The sequence below is a fragment of the Niveispirillum sp. SYP-B3756 genome (genome assembly GCF_009495745.1).
Taxonomy (GTDB): domain Bacteria; phylum Pseudomonadota; class Alphaproteobacteria; order Azospirillales; family Azospirillaceae; genus Niveispirillum.
Genome location: NZ_WIDQ01000020.1, coordinates 1 through 18,233 on the forward strand (window position 1 = coordinate 1; position 18,233 = coordinate 18,233).

16 protein-coding genes and 1 CRISPR repeat array (1 of these 17 running past the window's edge) are annotated in these 18,233 nt (G+C 62.6%); of the genes, 11 read left to right on the plus strand and 5 right to left on the minus strand.

Annotated features, from left to right (window positions below):
* A partial coding sequence (locus GE253_RS22830) for an ATPase, T2SS/T4P/T4SS family (RefSeq protein ID WP_173012786.1) occupies positions 1 to 408 on the plus strand: 408 nt, incomplete at its 5' end.
* Here GE253_RS22830 and GE253_RS22835 read toward each other — a convergent pair.
* Positions 392 to 868 (minus strand): helix-turn-helix transcriptional regulator, encoded by a 477-nt coding sequence (locus GE253_RS22835; protein ID WP_153206463.1) that lies wholly within the window; start codon positions 866 to 868, stop codon positions 392 to 394. The two genes, GE253_RS22830 and GE253_RS22835, sit on opposite strands and share 17 nt — an antisense overlap.
* Before the next feature lie 511 nt (positions 869 to 1,379).
* On the opposite strand from GE253_RS22835, the gene GE253_RS22840 reads away from it, so the two are divergent.
* Positions 1,380 to 1,829 (plus strand): helix-turn-helix transcriptional regulator, encoded by a 450-nt coding sequence (locus GE253_RS22840; RefSeq protein WP_153206464.1) that lies wholly within the window; start codon positions 1,380 to 1,382, stop codon positions 1,827 to 1,829.
* Between the two features lie 93 nt (positions 1,830 to 1,922).
* Here GE253_RS22840 and GE253_RS22845 read toward each other — a convergent pair whose 3' ends face one another.
* The 4 genes from GE253_RS22845 to GE253_RS22860 are packed head-to-tail and all read right to left on the minus strand — an operon-like array spanning position 1,923 to position 7,024.
* Positions 1,923 to 2,501, minus strand: coding sequence for an SMC-Scp complex subunit ScpB (locus tag GE253_RS22845; RefSeq protein ID WP_153206465.1), 579 nt, complete (start codon positions 2,499 to 2,501; stop codon positions 1,923 to 1,925).
* Positions 2,502 to 2,503: 2 nt separating this feature from the next.
* Positions 2,504 to 3,412 carry a DUF1403 family protein gene (locus GE253_RS22850; protein ID WP_153206466.1) on the minus strand — a complete coding sequence of 303 codons (909 nt, stop codon included), beginning with the start codon at positions 3,410 to 3,412 and terminating at the stop codon, positions 2,504 to 2,506.
* A gap of 2 nt (positions 3,413 to 3,414) precedes the next feature.
* Entirely contained in the window at positions 3,415 to 5,205 is a 1,791-nt protein-coding gene (locus GE253_RS22855) for an SIR2 family protein (protein WP_173012787.1), read from the minus strand.
* A gap of 22 nt (positions 5,206 to 5,227) precedes the next feature.
* Positions 5,228 to 7,024 carry an SIR2 family protein gene (locus GE253_RS22860; RefSeq protein ID WP_153206468.1) on the minus strand — a complete coding sequence of 599 codons (1,797 nt, stop codon included), beginning with the start codon at positions 7,022 to 7,024 and terminating at the stop codon, positions 5,228 to 5,230.
* 238 nt (positions 7,025 to 7,262) lie between these two features.
* Between GE253_RS22860 and GE253_RS22865 the strand changes: the two genes are divergently transcribed.
* The 9 genes from GE253_RS22865 to cas2 all read left to right on the plus strand — a co-directional run bounded on the left by GE253_RS22865 (position 7,263) and on the right by cas2 (position 17,406).
* Positions 7,263 to 7,835 (plus strand): hypothetical protein, encoded by a 573-nt coding sequence (locus GE253_RS22865; RefSeq protein ID WP_153206469.1) that lies wholly within the window; start codon positions 7,263 to 7,265, stop codon positions 7,833 to 7,835.
* Between the two features lie 581 nt (positions 7,836 to 8,416).
* Positions 8,417 to 9,472: a tyrosine-type recombinase/integrase gene (locus GE253_RS22870; RefSeq protein ID WP_153206470.1), complete on the plus strand. Its 1,056-nt coding sequence runs from the start codon at positions 8,417 to 8,419 to the stop codon at positions 9,470 to 9,472.
* A gap of 172 nt (positions 9,473 to 9,644) precedes the next feature.
* Positions 9,645 to 11,927 (plus strand): CRISPR-associated helicase Cas3', encoded by a 2,283-nt coding sequence (gene cas3 / locus GE253_RS22875; protein ID WP_153206471.1) that lies wholly within the window; start codon positions 9,645 to 9,647, stop codon positions 11,925 to 11,927.
* A 16-nt stretch (positions 11,928 to 11,943) separates the two neighbouring features.
* Positions 11,944 to 12,642 (plus strand): type I-C CRISPR-associated protein Cas5c, encoded by a 699-nt coding sequence (gene cas5c / locus GE253_RS22880; protein ID WP_153206472.1) that lies wholly within the window; start codon positions 11,944 to 11,946, stop codon positions 12,640 to 12,642.
* Positions 12,639 to 14,465 carry a type I-C CRISPR-associated protein Cas8c/Csd1 gene (cas8c, locus tag GE253_RS22885; RefSeq protein ID WP_153206473.1) on the plus strand — a complete coding sequence of 609 codons (1,827 nt, stop codon included), beginning with the start codon at positions 12,639 to 12,641 and terminating at the stop codon, positions 14,463 to 14,465. Before cas5c ends, cas8c begins: the two co-directional genes overlap by 4 nt.
* A gap of 3 nt (positions 14,466 to 14,468) precedes the next feature.
* Positions 14,469 to 15,413: a type I-C CRISPR-associated protein Cas7/Csd2 gene (gene cas7c / locus GE253_RS22890; protein ID WP_153206474.1), complete on the plus strand. Its 945-nt coding sequence runs from the start codon at positions 14,469 to 14,471 to the stop codon at positions 15,411 to 15,413.
* A 29-nt stretch (positions 15,414 to 15,442) separates the two neighbouring features.
* Positions 15,443 to 16,057 (plus strand): CRISPR-associated protein Cas4, encoded by a 615-nt coding sequence (gene cas4, locus GE253_RS22895; RefSeq protein WP_153206475.1) that lies wholly within the window; start codon positions 15,443 to 15,445, stop codon positions 16,055 to 16,057.
* 3 nt (positions 16,058 to 16,060) lie between these two features.
* Positions 16,061 to 17,101, plus strand: a complete 1,041-nt coding sequence (gene cas1c / locus GE253_RS22900; protein WP_153206476.1) for a type I-C CRISPR-associated endonuclease Cas1c — start codon at positions 16,061 to 16,063, stop codon at positions 17,099 to 17,101.
* A gap of 14 nt (positions 17,102 to 17,115) precedes the next feature.
* Positions 17,116 to 17,406, plus strand: coding sequence for a CRISPR-associated endonuclease Cas2 (cas2, locus tag GE253_RS22905; RefSeq protein WP_153206477.1), 291 nt, complete (start codon positions 17,116 to 17,118; stop codon positions 17,404 to 17,406).
* Positions 17,407 to 17,599: 193 nt separating this feature from the next.
* A CRISPR array of direct repeats spans positions 17,600 to 18,233; the repeat unit is 31 nt; unit sequence GTCGCCCCTTCACGGGGGCGTGGATTGAAAC (it continues 2,162 nt past the right edge of the window).

Consider the following 18,233-nt stretch of genomic DNA (forward strand, 5'->3'; position numbering starts at 1 on the left):
TTACGTCGAGCTCTTCGTAGTGGCATCGATCGGATTTTCATGGGCGAAACCCGTTCGCCCTCTGAAGCAGCCGTTGCCCTTGATGCGGCGACAACAAATCACCTTGTGCTGGCGAATTTCCATGCAGATGGGATTGAGGGGGGGATTGGGAAACTGGCTGATCTAGCGGGCCGCTTACGAAGCGACGCTTGGTCCTTGCTAGCCGAATGTCTCGTTGCAATTTTTTTTCAGCAGATGACGGTACAAGAAAAGGATGGACAGTTTCGTTCGGTTCCCGCGATTAGTCCCTTTATTATCCCGGGTGGAGTGGATGGTAGGCGCATTCGAGGATGCATACGCGAGGGGAAGCTGGCTGAACTGGCAACGGATATAGACCGACAGCGGGCGATGATTAGAGCAAGGAACTGATCATCGTTTCCGCTTCAAACGATACTCCTGCGTCTTTGTAAGCTCGCATGAGCGATATAATGGTGCTGTCATGGCTATCGGTCTCCTCGGTTTCCAATCTGCTGACTGTCGGCCTGGTCAAACCAGCAGCTTCGGCCGCTTGTGATTGTGACCACCGCAGCAGTTCGCGGGCGGCCCGGCTCCGGACGGACATCTGAGACAGGTTCGGGTGCTTCAACTGTCCCGGTCCAAATTCAATCCCCATTCCTGCCAATGCTTCGACGAGGATCCTAAGGCGCGCTTGCGACACGTTGGAACCTCGCTCAAACCGCTGGACGGAGGGAAGGGACCATTTAGCCAATGAAGCGACCTCGACTTGCTGCACCTGAAGCACAGCCCGCGCTGCGCGCAAGGCGGCCGATGATAGGGAGAATTCTGGCTTATTTGTCATTTTTGCATCAATTGATTGATGGTGCATCATATGATGTGTTATGTAGGGTCATCATGCTTTCTGAATAGCACTGGAGCTCCTACATGTTCAGCACAAATCTCTGGATATGGTTCGGCAAAGTCCGTCTGGGCGCATTGGTGGAGATCGTAATCAAGGCTGCGGCCGGGGCTGTCATCCTTGCAGCTGCTTGGGCTTGGTATCTCTTGATGTGGGGCTTAGCCGTATGAAGCCGAAGCCACAAATCGAAGCGTTTATTATGTGCCACAACGGAGAAAAATTCGTATCCATCAATGGTAATATCCAGCGTCTTTGGTCGAAAGATATTAGAATATTTCTACCTGAAAAGCTTGTTCTATTAAATGTGTCGAATGATCGTATTGTTATGACCGTTGAGGCGACGACATGGAAATTGGCAAAATCGGTTTTACTGAAAATTTGTCAAGATAAATGGCCCATGAATACGGTATTCTACAATGGACGTGAAGTTTTTTACTTAAACCAGTGAGCGCTTTATGGCGCGGTAACGCAAGGTGAGCTAGTGATGAACGATGTCGTCAAAGTTCGGCGGCCCAGCGGTCGTCCAAAGTTGGACAAGCCCAATGCAATCGATGTGCATGTCGGCTCCCGCGTCCGACTCCGCCGCACTCTGCTGGGGATGAGCCAGGAGAAGCTGGGCGAGGCCATTGGCCTGACGTTCCAGCAGGTGCAGAAGTACGAACGGGGCGCCAACCGTATCGGCGCTTCCCGCCTGTTCGACCTGTCCCGTGTGCTGGATGTCCCCGTGTCATTTTTCTATGACGACATGGCTGATCCTGAGAGCGGTGAGAGTCTGTGTGCTCCCTCCGCGATGCCGGACGCCGACGAGCCAGACCCCATGCATAAGCGCGAAACGTTAGAGTTGGTGCGGGCCTATTACCGCATTGCCGATCCCTTAGTACGTAAGCGCATCTTCGATCTGACGAAGGCCGTTGCTTTGCCAAATGACGCCTGACTACAAGGGTTCGGCAATCTCTGGCTAGATTATGAGGTCGTGAATGCGAATGCATTTTCGCTGATCAACAGCACCGACTGGACCGATCACCCGCTACGCCGGGGACGTTGCAGACAGAAGTAAAGCAGGATCGTCCAGATCAGCGAGACTGGCCAGCCCAAACAACTCCAAGAAGCAATCCGTCGTTACCAACGTGAATGGTGCCCCCGGTCCCGGCCGGCGGTGGCCAGCAGCGATCAGGCCCTGCGCCCGCAAACGGCCGATATCGTCGCCGCTGACAGCCCGGCCCAGGATTTGCTCGCATTGCCGCCGCGTCATGGGCTGGTGGAAGGCAATGACCGCCAGCAACTCCACCTCGCGGCGGCTTAGATCAACAGTGACCGCATCGCCGGCGAGTTGGCTGCGCAGCATGGCCCCATAGCGCTCTCGCGTCACCAGCTGCCAGCCGCCGGCGACATGCAGCAGCTCATAAGGCCGGGCGCGCAGCTCATCCTGCAATAGGGCGATGATGTCGGCCAGCGGGACGCTGCTTCCGATCAGACGCGCCAGCACGGGGGGCGGCACTGGCCGGGGGCTGGCAAAGATCAAGGCCTCCACCCGCAGCATCCATTCGCGCATCCGCATCTCAGGCGGCAGGTCCAGCAGCTCGCGATCCAGCGGGGGCGTCGCCATGCTCAAAGCCCGTATAGGCGATAGCTGGGGCGTCCCGTCAGTTCCCGCACCGCCCCCAGATCAACCAGGCGCTGGAGGAGCCGGCGGGCTGGCCGATCCGGCAGCAGGTCGGCCAGCGCCGCCGACCACACCGCGTCCCGCGAGAGAATGCGTGTGATAACCCCAGCAGCCTGACGTGTGCGCACCTGACGGCCGCTGTCAATCAAGCGGGCGGCCTGGCTGGCCAGGGGGCGCACCAGGCTGAGGATTTCCCCCGTACCCGCCAGCAGCGTGCGTGCGATCGCCGGTACTGACGGATCGGGCTGCTCCCGACGCCCCAGGCCCAGACTATAAAGGGGCAGGGGCCAGCCGAGACAGCGACCGACCACATAGTCGCCAGCCAGCAGGCGGATCGATAGCGGCAGGCCGGTGGTAGCCTCCAGGACAGTGCCGATAGCGGCGAGCGGGCAGGGCAGGGCGGCAGCGGTACCGACAGCCAGGACGAGGTGCAACAGCGCCTCGTCTGTGTCCCGCCATCCCAATCCACGGATCAGCTCAAACAGCCGGTTATGGTGGCGGTGGTCGGTGGCCATGCCCTGCAGATCACCGTGTGTCGACCGATAGCGGCTGGCGGCGGACTCTTCCCAGGGCAAGCTTGCCAGCCAGGACCAGGCTGCCAAGGTGGGAGCCCCAGGGCCAGCGGGGTCTCCCATCATCCGCATATCGCGCAGCTCCGGGACTGTTTCCGGGCGTCCTGCGCTGGCCAACACCTTGGCTGCCGCCATCAGGCTCGCCCGATCTGCCACTAAGCCGGCGATCGGAGATATGGCCAGGGCTTGGTGCAGGTCAGCCAGCCGTGCCCCCAGGCGTAACAAGGGCTGCACAGCGGCCGCACGCATCCAGCCGGGAGATTCTTCGAGGATGGCTTGCATTGCTATCCCCGGCGCCAGTCCTCAGCTTGACGCTCATAAAGTTGTTTGAATGCTTCTAGCCAGCGCTGGTCGATAGCAGCATTCGGCCAAAGATTTATTTCTTTGATCATGGCATTCATTAGTTCTCTTCTTTGGCTGCAATCCCATCCAATTTTGCCCACCGGAAAACCAATCCCGCCTGTTCCTCTGGGGGCAATTAAAGCCGCTTCTAGCGTGGTGGTGGGCATTTCACTGCATATCGCAAGCGCACCAAGCAGCTCATACCGGCCCATGATGGTCGGGAAGCTCGCCACTGGACCCAGAAACTGCTTCGCCCAGGTCTCTAAGAGCGTCCAGAGACGGACGACCAACGGTATCACCGATTTCCTGTCCTCCAATTCCAGTGATTGCCACCACTCCGTAAGCGCGCTGCCCTCCCACGCATTCAAAAACAAACACTTTGCGATCGGGAGGAAGGTGCCCCGCAGCTGCGCTAATGGGAACTGAAACAGCTGCCAGAGAGCGGTCCAACGCTGCGCGGCAATCAGGCCCAGGGCATAGCTGGCACACACCAGGAGCGCCGGGTAGGTTTTTATCCGATAATCATCATTCGTGCCGCCGCTGCCGGGCTTGAGATTGTACAGGTGCCGGATCACGGCGAGGACGGCCTGATCGGCCTCATCGTTTCCCCAGCGACCGATCACGCCAGCAATGCTGGCCAGGGGCTGGAACGCGGCTTCATAGCGTTCGATTTGGTGCCGCCGTGCGGGGATGCCGTTAACCGGTAACGCGGTCAGCGGTGAATTGCTGCTGACCGTCAGTGCCCGGCTGGCTTCGGCATCCAGCAAATCGGACAACTCTATCCGAAACTCTGGTTTCGACAGGTACCGTTTGGCCGCAGCGATCAGCAGCTCCACGCTGGCTGGGGGCGGCCGGCGGGCCTGATGGATCAGCTCCACCTGGTCAGCCAACCGGCAGAAGAACCCGTCGGCGCCGTCGATCGTCACCAGCTGGGCATCACGGTGGCGGGCCAGATCCTGCGCCGGAGCAGCCAGCGGGCCAAGACTGGCCCACCAGGTGCTGTAGCGCCGGCCGGGAGCCCGCAGCAGGGCCTGGCGCAGCGCCGTGTCCCAAACACCAGACCAGCCGCAGATAACCAGCCCATATTCATCAAAGACCCGCGCCAAAAGCCCTTCCATACTGGCATCGTAGGTGGCCAGCTCTTCGGCCGTGTTCAGGGAGCGCACGTCGAGATAATCACCGTGCAGCTTGACAACCGTGCAGCTGCCGGCGGGAACATGTTGCAAGGGGCGGGCACCGTTGCATTGGTCCGGTGACGCAATGACCACCGGCTCGACGCCGGCGTCACGCAGCGCCGTTTCCAGCAGCCGGTCGAAATTCGTGGTGAGGATGACCCGGATGTAACCGCCAGCGACCAGGCGCGCAATAGCGTGATGCGCCAGGGTCGGCACCTTGAGTCCCTCGGCCCGGTCCTCGTCGGAGGGTTCGATGTAGCGGGCAATGATTGGCTGTCGTTCGCTGGGCTGTCGTCCCAGGGCCGCCAGCAGCGCGCTGTAATCCGGCGCCTGGTCGGTTTGCGCCCGATACCATCCTTCCCAATCGGCATCGGTACGGTCGGTTGTCTCACCCTTCAGGGTGCCGATCTGTCGGATCAGATCAATGGTGATGCCCCAGCCCGTCGGAATGCCGGCGGCGCTGGAGAGGCCTGAGCCCAGCAGCAGGGCATAGACGCCCGGCTGCTGTTGGATGCTGAAGGCCAGCCTCAGGGTTCCATCTTCAATGATGCTTGGCATCTTCGTGTTGCTCCGGGACCGATCAGCCGTCGAGGCGGACCTTACGATTGAGATTGGCTCGATAGGCGTCATAGAGCCGCAGCTCAGTGCCGGCGGGTGCGAAGCCTTGCCCATCGATGGTGCGGCTCCGCATTTCATCCACGAGGAACCGGAGGATGCTGCGCTCCAGCACGGGTACCGCCATATCAACGCCGCTCCGGGCTGGTTGCCCTTGGTGGTCATATCGCTCCGGGCGTTGGCAGAAATGCGCGAAGGAACCATACACAATGAACCGGGCGTGTAGCATGTCGCGATCCGCAACGTCCGCAGCGAAATGACAGAGCCGGGGTTGAAGCCATCGCCACACATGCTCCGTCACCGGTGCTTCATGGCCGTCCGCAGTCAGTCCGGTCAGGTGCGTTACGAAATCATCCCGTGCGTGAAGCGGCTCCCACCAGGTTAGCAGCATCAAATCAACCAACGGCCTCTGCTGCGTGACACCGCGCCCGACTTGCAGCCGGAAGAACTCCACCAAGGCCTGCCAGCGTTCCCCGTGCGTCAATCCCACTCCATAGGCATGAAAAAGCAGCAGGACCGGATAGGTTTGAATATTCTCGAAATGGCGTGCGAGCTGGCCTGCGGCCTTCGCACCTAAATAGACCCGCGCGAGGGTGTTGTGCGCCAGCTGTTGGTGGGCCTTGGTTGCATCGTCTACACCCCAACGGCCCAGCAGGCCCAGCAGGATGGCCAGCCGCTCGGTAAGGCTTTCGTGGCGATCGCGCCTGACGACCAACGCCTCTCTGCTGTAGGGGACGCGTGGATCGAAGTCCGGGCCGGACAGAGCCGCGATGAGCCGATCCGCTTCGGCGGTGACCAGGTCGGCCAGTTCGATCCGAAACTCGTCTGGCCGGGCGAGGTACCGCTTCATGCGCGCGGCCAGCAACTGGACGGTTTCGGGAGGCGGTTGGCGGATGGCCTCGATACGTTCCACCCGTTCAGCCAGACTGACAAAGAGATCGTTCGCGGAGGCCCTGACGGTCTCGGCCTTGCGATGATCGATCAGATCATGCGCGTGAGAAAGGGACGCCAGATCCGCCCACCAAGTGCTGTAGCGCCGCCCCGGCGCCCGCAGCAGGGCCTGCCGCAGGGCATGATCCGACATTCCCGACCAGCCACAGATGATCAGGCCATGTTCATCGAAGACTCGATCGAGCAATCGGTTGACAGGCGCATCATAGGCAGCCAACTCAGGCACCGTGTTGCGGATGGTCGTTTCCTGATAGTCACCGTGCAGCTTGACGATCAGGCAGCTTCCGTCTGGAATGAACTGAAGGGGGCGAGCCCCTTCGCACTGGGCTCCCGAGGTCACCCGACTGTAGGAGACGCCCTCGGCCGCCAGGGCCTCCTCCAGCAGCCGATCGAAATTCGTGGTCAGAATGATTTTGATATAGCCATCCCGGACCAGCCGGGCGATGGCTTGGTGGGCAAGGGTTGGGATTTTCAGCCCGGCCTCGCGATCGGCCAGCGTCGGTTCAATATATTCCGCCAGGATGGGCTGGCGTTCTGCGGGCAACGGCGCGACCTGCTGCAGGAGCGTGCTATAATCTGGATCCGATCCTGTCTCTCGCCGATGCCAAGCTTCGCACTCTTCCAACTTCAGGGCTATGGCAGGCGTCCGGGCGGCGGCAACTCGTTGGATCAGGCGGAGAACGATCCCCCAGCCGGTAGGGATGCCGGCGGCGCTGGACACGCCGGAGCCGAGCAGCAGGGCATAGACACCCTTGTTCTGCTGGATGCTGAAGGCCAGCCTTGTCACGGGATCGTCGGCAATATCGGCCATGGCCTGTCCTTGTCAGCCTCTTTGGGGGCGCTGATTGTGGCAGGTGGCGGGGAGGCGTCAAGGGTATTGCGGTCACTTTTGTGCATAAATCAGCGGTAAAAGCGCCGTGAGTTGGAAGAAGCTTCATAGGGTTATAATTAAGCTTAGCGCCCTATGGACGAAAGCACACCGATAGGCTAGAACAAGAGCAGAACAGCGCGTACCATCGGACGAAAAAACAGGCTGACAAGGGGGCGACATGCGCATATCCAGCAAGGATGAGTTGAGGCAGCGGCCGGCCTGGGGCGCCTATAGCTGGGCAGCCGTCGCCGGTGGCCAGCAGCTGGCCATATATGTGGCCTATTTGCTGGCCGGTCTGATGGCCCTGGCCATCCTGGGGGCCAATATTGCCGGGTGGGTGGCGGCGCCGATCTTGATCTACCTTGGCTTCAAAAGCCTCGAAAGCGAAGTCGCACCCAAGGACTCCCAGCGGCCGCAGGAGGATACGCTCCTGATGTGGGGGTGCGGGGCGGCGGCGCTGGCCGCCGTGCTGGGCGCCATCGGCGGCGCCGGCTGGTGGTGGGCCGCCGACGAGCATCGCTATTTGGCACTGGTCGTGATGTCGTTAAGTGTCACGCTGGCGGTGATGATCGCAGAGGCTGCGCTGTTCGCCTCATGGTGGATCCTTCACAGGGTGGTCCAGTGGCTCAAGGTGCGCGCCGATAGGGTCGATGAGACGGGAAATGAGAGTTCCGACATGCCCGGCTCCTCCGCCGCGGGCCCGGGGCTGGTTGTGCCCTTTGTTCGTTCGCCTCGTCGCGGCCGGTATTGATATTGGAGGTGGGATGTGAAGATATCCGCTGTCGCTCTGCTGTTGACCGCTGTCGCCGGTACCGCCGCCGCCCAGGAGGTCGCACCACTTAACCTGAGGCCGGTCTCAGGGACGCCGGAAGAAGCCCTGGCCCTGGCCTACTGCGCCCGGCCGGAGGCCCGTCCGCGCAAAGATGGCTCAGCCACTACGCTCTACGCATACTGTGCGGCCTTGGAGACAGCACAGGAGATGCTCCGAAGCCCTGTCGCGGCACGGATGGATCCACGCCACTATGCTGCCGGCGTGAACCTGATCTTAACGGAAGGGCGTGCGCTGGGGTTGGACCAATGATTGACTCTCCCTCCTGGAACGCTGGTATTGCGGCCGCTGTGGCCAAAGTCTGCGCTTATTGTGGATTGGGGGTTCCCCTCACCCAAGGCAGCCAGCACGCGATGTGGCTGTGGGACGGCCCAGGGGGGGGGGAAGCTTCCGGCCAAATCCCCGCCGGCGGGAGCGGGGGACACCTGGGTATCAGCCTTGTGTTGCTACCGAGATCCGGATGCTATTGATGCCAGCAACGGGGCTGGCAGAGGACACGGTCCATGGCCGATGATCAACGCTCCCTCTTGGTTCCGATGGTCCGGCGCCAGGAGGTGTCAGCCGATCTTTCTCACCTGTCCGGATTGGCCGCCCGCGCCGATGCTTACCTGGCGGCGGCCCAGGCGCCGGCGACAATGGCCGCCTATCATGACGACTGGCTCGCTTGGCTGGACTTCTGCCGGCGGCGGGGCTGCCCGCCAGATCATTTGACGGTCGAGGCCGTCGCCCTGTTTCTGACCGACCTGATCGACAATCCCAGCCCAAAGACCGGCCGTCGGCGGGCGGTCAGTACCGTGAGACGCCGTCTGTATGGCCTGATCGCCCAGGCCCAGCAGCTCGGCTATGTACTGGATAGCCGTCATCCCCTGATTACCCAGATCCTGGACGGCATCGAAGCCGTGCATTACATGCCCCCAAGGCGTAAGGACGCCCTCAGTCCCGAGGATATCCGTGCCATGGTTGGTCATCTCCCGTTGGATCGGCGTGGCCTGAGAAACAGAGCCATCCTGCTGCTTGGTTATGTTTCAGCGTTGCGGCGCTCCGAGCTGGTCAGCCTGGATGCCGAGCGGCCGGATGATCGCTCTGTGACAGATTGCACGGGCTGGATTGAGTGGCATGGCGAGCAGCTGCTGATCATTACCAGGGGAAAGCGCGGCCGGTGGCGGGAGGTGCCGGTCGGTCCCGGCTCTACGGACTGGACGTGTCCTGTAACGGCAATCCGCCGCTGGCTGGAGGAGGCGCGTATCGTCTCGGGGCCGGTCTTCCGGCCGATCGCCCCCGATGGCACCATCGGCGCCGGCCACTTGGCGGCCAAGCAGATCCTTTATCTGGTTCAGCAGACGGCGCTGGCCGCCGGGGTGCGCAGCGATCTGCCCGAGGCCGACAGGAGGCGGCTCTGGGGCGCGCATAGCCTGCGCGCGGGTGTCCCGACCTATGCCGATATCGACGAACGCCGGGTCCAGCGGCACCTTGGCCATGCGTCAGTCACGACAACCCGGATTTACCAGCGCGAACGGGACCGCTTTGCACTCAACATAACCGCCGCTGTAGGTTTGTAATCACCAATCACGGTTGACCTGTTGTCGAGGTCGTCGGAGGCGCGGTTGCTGGTAACGGTGCGCCAATGAGGAGTGTAGCAGAGGGGCAAGAGATAAATTACGTGAATCAATATATTTTTTTGCAATCAGATATTCTATACTCAACCTGGAATAAAATGAGTGTATTTATCCGATGCTCTACGCCCATTCCGGACATCGTGGTGACTATGAAAGCTGGGAGCCGCTGGTTACCCATCTGATTGATGTGGCTGTGCTTTCGGCGCAATTCGCGGGGGTGTTCGGGTATGAAGCAGCAGGCCGAGCGCTGGGCCTGCTGCATGATGTCGGGAAGATGGCGCAGGCCTATCAACTCTATATCCGGGGCCAGGGGCCCAGCCCGGATCATTCAACGGCCGGTGCGGCCATTGCCGGTCAGCATTATGGGCGTTCATGGGGCCCCTTGCTGGCGGCATCCATCGCGGGGCACCATGCGGGTCTGGCCGATGGTGATGGTGCGACGGGACAGCTCAGCAGCCTGAAAAGCCGGCTGGACCGGTATAAGGGCAACCTGACCTGTGCGGAAGGGGCGGAGCCGCCAGCGCCGGAACAGGTCCGCCGCTCCATCAAGCATCTGGATAGCGGCCTGCGCCGGTCCCTGTTGGGCCGCATGTTGTTCTCCACCCTGATCGATGCCGACCGGCTGGCGACGGAGGCTTTTTATGCCCACCTGAAGCAGCAGCCTGTGCAGCGCGGGTGCGATACCAGTCTTGGGATGTTGCGGGACCGGCTGGCCGACCACCTAGCGGCCCTGTCAGCCAAGGCACGGGCCGATGTGGCGGATAATCCGGCACTGGGGACCATCAATGACTTGCGTTCCCAGGTTCTGGCCCATGTGCTGGCGGGTGCCGCACAGGAACCGGGCCTGTTCAGCCTGACCGTCCCGACCGGCGGGGGCAAGACGCTGGCCTCCCTGGCCTTTGCGCTGGACCATGCGCTTCGCTGGGGCAAGCAGCGGATCATCTATGTCATCCCGTTTACCAGCATTGTGGAACAGACGGCGGATGTGTTCCGCAAGGCGCTGGGGGATGATGATGCCATCCTGGAACATCACAGCGGCTTTGACGGCGGTTCCGAACGACAAGAGACAGGCGTCAGCGATGCCGAGGCACCGGATGGTGGCAAAAAGGCGCGACTGGCAGCGGAAAACTGGGACCGACCCGTGGTGGTGACCACGGCGGTGCAGTTCTTTGAAAGCCTGTTTTCCAACCGGCCCGGCAAATGCCGCAAGCTGCATAACATTGCCGGCAGCGTCATCATCCTGGATGAGGCGCAGACCCTGCCCCAGCCGCTGTTGCGCCCCTGCCTGAAACTGATCGATGCGCTGGCCCGTGATTTCGGCTGCACCCTGGTGCTATGCACCGCCACCCAGCCCGCCGTGAACAGCAGCAAGCTGTTCGCCGACGGACTGGACAATGTGCGGGAACTGGCACCAGACCCGGCGGGGCTGTATCAGGCCCTGAAGCGCGTGCGGGTGGAAACCATGGAAGGCCGGCCCGATGTGGCGGCCCTGGTGACGACGATGCAAAGCGCGCCGCAATGCCTGACCATTGTCAACAGCCGCCGCCACGCCGCCGACCTCTATGCCGCCCTGAAGGCGGCGGACAGGGCGGAACCCCGCTTGCTGACCACCGCCCTGTGCGCGGAACATCGCCGCGCGGTGCTGGCCGACATCCGGGAGGATCTGGCGCAACAGCGGCCCGTGCGGGTCGTCGCCACCTCCCTGGTGGAAGCGGGCGTGGATATCAGCTTTCCGCTGGTGATGCGGGCACTGGCCGGGCTGGACAGCGTAGCCCAGGCGGCAGGGCGTTGTAACCGCCATGGCGAACATGGGCGCGAGGGCGGGCGTGTCCTGCTGTTCAATCCGGCGGATGAGGAGGGCCACCGCCCGCCCGCCGATCTGAAGATCTTCGCCGACACGGCGGCCCGGGTGCTGTCACGGACTGATGACCCGCTGGGCCTGGATGCCATCCGCGCCTATTTCCAGGAACTCTATTGGAAAAAGGGGCTGGCAGGGGCGCTGGACAAACATAACATCCTGAAAATGCTGGAGGACCGGGCCGATACGCTGCTGTTTCCCTATGAAACCGTAGCCCGGCTGTTCCGGCTGATCGACGATGCCCAGGCCCCGGTGATCGTGCCGTACAAGCCGGCGGCGGAGAAGATCGCCGGTTTGGTGCGCGACCTGTCCTATGTCTCCTCCCCCGGTACCATCGCGCGCAAGCTCCAGCCCTACATGGTGCAGGTGCCGATCAGGGCGCGGGCCAAGCTGCTGGAGGCGAAAGCGGCAGGGTATGTACGACCCGACCTTTACGGGGATCAGTTTGTGTTGCTGACCAATAACGATCTCTATGACGCGAAGGCCGGCTTGCGTTGGGATGATCCGACCTATCGGGACATTGGCAATGGATTCATGTGAGGGGAGGAAAAGGCGAATGCCATTCGGCGTGAAACTGCGCGTGCGGGGTGATTTTGCCTGTTTCTCCAGGCCGGAAATGAAGGTGGAAAGGGTGTCCTACGACGTCCTGACACCCTCTGCCGCGCGCGGTATTCTGGAGGCGGTGCATTGGAAACCGGCCATCACCTGGGTTGTGGATCGCATCCATGTGCTGAATCCCATTCAGTTCATGTCGATCCGCCGCAACGAGGTGGCATCCAAGATGCCGGTGGCCAAGGTGAAGCAGGCCATGAAGGCCGGGCATGTGACCGACCTTTACACCCGCGCCGATCAGGACCGGCAGCAGCGGGCCGCCACCCTGCTGCGCCATGTCGATTACATCATCGAAGCGCATTTCGAGATGACCGACCGGGCCGGGCCGGATGACAACACCAGCAAACATCTGGACATCTTCAACCGCCGCGCCGCCACCGGGCAGTGTTTTCAGCAACCTTGTTTCGGATCGCGGGAATTTCCGGCGGCTTTCGAGCTGTGGACCGATCCTGTCCCCGCCCACAATCTGCCAACGGATCAGGTGAACAAGGATCTGGGCTGGATGCTGCTGGACATGGATCACCATGGCGATCCGGGCGGACATCGCTGCGACGACCGTTGTGTGCCGCTGTTCTTCCGGGCGCAGCTTTGCGACGGCGTGCTGACCGTCCCGGACCGGCATAGCGGGGAGGTGCGGTCATGACCATCCTGATGGCATTGAACCGGCATTATGACCGGCTGCTGGCCGAGGGGGCGGCCCCACCCTTCGGCTTCACCACCGAAGGCATCGGCTTCTGTCTGGTGCTGAACCGGGATGGCACCCTGTCCCGCCCGCCCGATGATCTGCGCGGCACCGATAAAAAGCGCCCGCCCACTCCCCTGCCCGTCCCCGCCAGTTTCAAACGGCCCGGCGTGACGCCGCGCGCCTTCTTCCTGTGGGACAACACGAAATTCGTGCTGGGGCTGGGCAAGGATAAGGCCAGCGGCGGGCTTGCCCCCTATCCCACGCATCTGGCCGCGTTCCGCGAAAAGCATGAGGCGGCCCTGGGCCAGAGCGATGATCCAGGCCTGCAGGCCCTGCTCGCCTTTCTGCGAGCCTGGAACCCGGATGCGTTTACCGATCAGGGCTGGGACACGGAGATTCTGGACCAGAATATCGTCTTCGCGCTGGACGAGGATTATCCCGGCCAGTTCCTGCATGAACGGTCCGCTGCACAGGAAATCTGGCGTCGGGAACTGGCAGCCACCGCCAGCGACAAACAGATGTGTCTGGTCACGGGCGAACAGGCCCCCGCCGCCCGCCTGCATCCCGCCATCAAGGGGGTTTGGGGCGCGCAAAGCTCCGGTGCCTCGCTGGTGTCGTTCAATCTGGATGCCTTCACCTCCTACGCCAAGGAACAGGGCGGCAATGCGCCGGTGTCGGAAGCGGCGGCCTTCGGCTATGGCACGGCGCTGAACGCGCTGTTGGCCAAGGGCAGCGACAACCGGGTGCAGGTGGGCGATACGTCCGTTGCCTTCTGGGCCGATGCGTCGGGCATCGCGGCAGCCAGAGAGGCGGAAGCACTGGCCGGTGCCGCCCTGGCCCCCCGGTTCGCGGATGAGGATGACGACATCCCCAGTGACGGGCAGGAGGCGCGGAAGGTCGGCGACGCGCTGGAAAATCTGGCCAAGGGGATGCCGGTGGAACGGGCATCCGTAACCGTCGATCCGGCCACGCGCTTTTACATCCTGGGTCTGGCCCCAAATGCCGCCCGCCTGTCGGTGCGGCTCTTTCAAGAAATGACGCTGGGTGGTTTCGCCACGGCGCTGCGCTGGCACTCGCGCGACCTGCGCTTGGACCCGCCGGCCTGGAAGGGGGAACCCAAGCTGCAGGCCCTGCTGTACCAGACGGCGGTGCAGGACAAGGCGGAGAATATCCAGCCCCTGCTGGGCGGGGAATTGATGCGCGCCGTCCTGAACCCGAACTGCCGCTATCCCCGCACGCTTCTATCCGCGGTGCTGCAACGCATCCGCGCCGATGGGGAAATCCGCCCGGCGCGCGCCGCCATCATCAAGGCCTGGCTGGCCCGTGACGCCCGCATCGCCGCCCCCGAAAAACATGAAACGCCTGAGAAGGAGGAACTGTACGTGAGCCTGGACAGGGAAGAGACAAACGCGGCCTACCGGCTGGGCCGGCTGTTCGCCATGCTGGAAAGTATCCAGTACCGCGCCTTGGGCAGCGTCAATGCCAGCATCGGCGACCGGTATTTCGGGGCCGCATCGGCCACGCCGTCCGCCGTGTTCCCGCTGCTGCTACGCGGATCGAAACACCATCTGTCGGTCCTGCGCAAGAAGCATGAGACCAAGCGCTTGGCTGGCTGGTTCGAAGGACAGGTGGGCGAGATCATGGATGGGCTGGCCACCACCCTGCCCCGGCATTTCGGGCTGGAGGATCAGGGGCGCTTCGTCGTTGGCTATTACCATCAACGCAATGAACGCAGTGCCAAGGCCGGAGAAGAGGCCGGAAACCAGGGGCAGGAGGATTGATCCATGAGTGTTCTGAATAATCGTTACGAATTCGTCTTCCTGTTCGATGTCACCAACGGCAACCCCAATGGCGACCCGGATGCCGGCAACCTGCCGCGCCTGGACCCGGAGACCAACCATGGCCTGGTCACCGATGTCTGCCTGAAGCGCAAGATCCGCAACTTCGTGGGCCTGTTCCATGAGGGGGAGCCCGGCAAGGGCATCTATGTTCAGGAAGGGGCAATCCTGAACGAGAAGCACCGCGAAGCCTATAAGGCCGTGCGCCCCGACGATGCCGATGTAGCTACCGCCAAGAAGCTGACGCCCAAGGGCGACGAGGAAGAAAAAGCCGTCCGCAAATTCATGTGCGACAATTTCTTTGATGTCCGCACCTTCGGGGCCGTGATGGGCACCGGCATCAATTGCGGACAGGTACGGGGGCCGGTGCAGTTCGCCTTTGCCCAGTCGGTGGAACCTGTGCTGCCGCTGGAAATCTCCATCACCCGCATGGCCGCGACGACCGAGGGTGAAAAGAAGGAGGGCGAGGCAGAGGGCGCGCGGCGGGAAAACCGCACCATGGGCCGCAAGCACATCATCCCCTATGGGCTGTACCGGGCCCATGGCTATATCTCGGCCAAACTGGCGGAAAAGACGGGGTTTTCGGAGGCGGATCTGGACCTGCTCTGGTCGGCGCTGGAACAGATGTTCGACCATGACCGTTCCGCCGCGCGCGGCGAAATGGGCAGCCGCAAGCTGATCCTGTTCAAACATGCCAACGCCTTGGGCAATGCCGCTGCCCCTGGCCTGTTTGATCGGGTACAGGTGCTGCGCCGCCATGCCGGCAGCGAGGTGCCGGTGAAGGACCCCCGCACCGACAATTGGCCCCCTGCCCGCAGCTTTGCCGACTATGCCGTGACCATCAACCACGACGGTCTGCCGTCAGGGGTAGAGATCATCGAGCGGTTCTGAGCCTGATTGAAAAATGGAGGGCCGACAGCATGGAACGTGACGACCCGATCCCGCTGTCGGCCCTTCAACATTGGCTGTTCTGCCCGCGCCAATGCGCCCTGATCCATCTGGAACGGCAATGGGCGGAAAATGCGGCCACCGCCGATGGCCGCATCCTGCATGAACGCGCCGATCAACCGGGCCGGACCAAACGGGGGGAGGTGCGCACGCTGCGGGCACTGCCGCTGCGCTGTCACCGCCTCCATCTGGCGGGGGTGGCGGATGTGGTGGAACTGCGCGGCGTGGCCCCCTTCCCCGTCGAATATAAACGGGGCCGCCCCAAATCCCACCGCGCGGATGAGGTGCAGCTTTGCGCCCAGGCATTGTGCCTGGAGGAAATGTTCAACCAGCCCGTCCCCACCGGTGCGCTGTTCTACGGGGAGACACGGCGACGCACGGATATTGTTTTTGATACCGCCCTGCGCGCGCTGACCGAACAGGTGGCCGCAGAGGTGGCTTCCATGCTGGCCAGCGGCACCACGCCCCCGCCTGTGTTCGAGACGCGTAAATGTGGTCAATGCTCCCTGATCGACCTCTGCCAGCCGCGCCCGCTGGCCCACCATCCCGATGTGACCGGCTGGCTGCGTCGGCAATTGCGGGATTGAACCATGCGCCAGCATCTGAACACCCTGTTCGTCACCACAGAGGGCGCATGGCTGCGCAAGGACGGGGCCAATATTGTGGTGGAGGTGGAGGGGCAGGAACGCGGCCGGGTGCCCGCCCACATGATGGGGGGTGTGGTCTGCTTTGGCCGGGTTGGCATGTCGCCGGCCCTGATGGGCTTCTGCACAGAACAGGGGATTGGTGTCAGCTTCCTGTCTGAATATGGCAAGTTCATCGCCAGGGTGGAGGGGGCGCAGTCCGGCAATGTGCTGTTACGCCGCCGCCAATACCGGCAGGCCGACGATCCCGCAGCATCGGCCACCATCGCCGGGGCCATTGTCGCCGGCAAGGTGGCGAACCAGCGGACAGTTCTGCGCCGCGCCCTGCGCGATCATGGCAACTCTCTGCCCCCCGATCAGACCGCCGCCATCGACGATGCCCAGCGCCGCCTGGGCGATGCCGCCCGTCTGGCCGCCGATGAGCCCGATCTGGACCGGGTGCGCGGGCTGGAGGGCGACGCGGCCAGCGCCTATTTTGGCGTATTCGACCATCTGATCCGCGCCAGTGCGCCGGAATTGCGGTTCCGGGGGCGCAGCCGCCGACCACCGCTGGACGTGCCCAACGCCCTGCTTTCCTTTCTCTATGCCATTCTGGGCCATGATTGCCGTTCCGCCTTGGAGGTGGTGGGGCTGGACCCGCAGGTCGGGTTCCTGCACCGCGATCGGCCGGGCCGTGCCGGGCTGGCGCTGGACATGATGGAGGAGCTGCGCCCCCTGCTGGCTGATCGCGTGGCCCTGTCATTGTTGAACCGTGGACAGGTGACAGCACGGGATTTTGAACAGCATGAAGGCGGGGCCGTAATGCTGCGCGATGACGCGCGCAAAACCGTGCTGGCCACCTATCAGGAACGCAAGCGGGAGGAGTTGGTGCATCCCTTCCTGGAGGAAAAGGTGACGATCGGCCTGATCGCCCATATCCAGGCCCGGCTGCTGGCCCGGCACCTGCGCGGCGACCTTGACCGCTACCCGCCCTTTCTCTGGAAATAGGATGTGTCCGGCCTATGCTGATGCTGATAACCTATGATGTCCGAACCGAAGACACGGCAGGCCGTCGCCGTTTGCGCCGCATCGCCCGCGCCTGCCAGGATTTTGGCCAGCGCGTGCAATTTTCGGTCTTTGAGTGCGAGGTGGAACCGGCACAATGGGTGGCCCTGCGGGCAAGGCTGGTGGGGGAAATCGATCCCGCCGTGGATAGTCTGCGCTTCTACCATCTGGGTGCCAACGCCGCCCGGCGGATCGAACATGTGGGTGCCAAACCCGCCCAGGGTTTCGATGCCCCGCTGATCTTTTGAGCACGTCACCCCGTGCCGCGCGAACCGTAAGCGATCATGCTGAACACATGATGTTCGCGCTGAAAAATGCCATTGAAAGACAATGACTTAAACTCCACACTCGGTTGTTGGGTGCCCAGCCGACGAGCCAAACACCAGGGTTCGCGCACAGCGAGCCATTGTGCCTTCTTGGACAAGTGTATATTCAAAGACTGTCGCCCCTTCACGGGGGCGTGGATTGAAACGCGGCGATTCGATACGCCTTAGCTCGCGCCCTCGGCCGTCGCCCCTTCACGGGGGCGTGGATTGAAACAGCCCGTGCGAGGCATATCGGTACTATCTGCGCCGCGTCGCCCCTTCACGGGGGCGTGGATTGAAACAGGATGATCGTGTTGCAGTAGGTGCCCACGCTGGCGTCGCCCCTTCACGGGGGCGTGGATTGAAACGCGGGCTGCTTCCACCGCCGCCGTCAGGGCCTGTGCCTGTCGCCCCTTCACGGGGGCGTGGATTGAAACAGCTCGACCAAACGCAACTCAATCTGGTGCAGCACCGTCGCCCCTTCACGGGGGCGTGGATTGAAACTAGTAGCGTGCGAGTTTTCGGGCACCGTTCGGGAGTCGCCCCTTCACGGGGGCGTGGATTGAAACAACGCCATGGCCGTCGTCTACGGCGTGAACATGGTCGCCCCTTCACGGGGGCGTGGATTGAAACATGCGCGTCGGCAAACATGCCGCTGGCCGGATGCTCGTCGCCCCTTCACGGGGGCGTGGATTGAAACCGCGCGCGACGTGACCTTGAAGCGCATATGGTCCGTCGCCCCTTCACGGGGGCGTGGATTGAAACCCCGC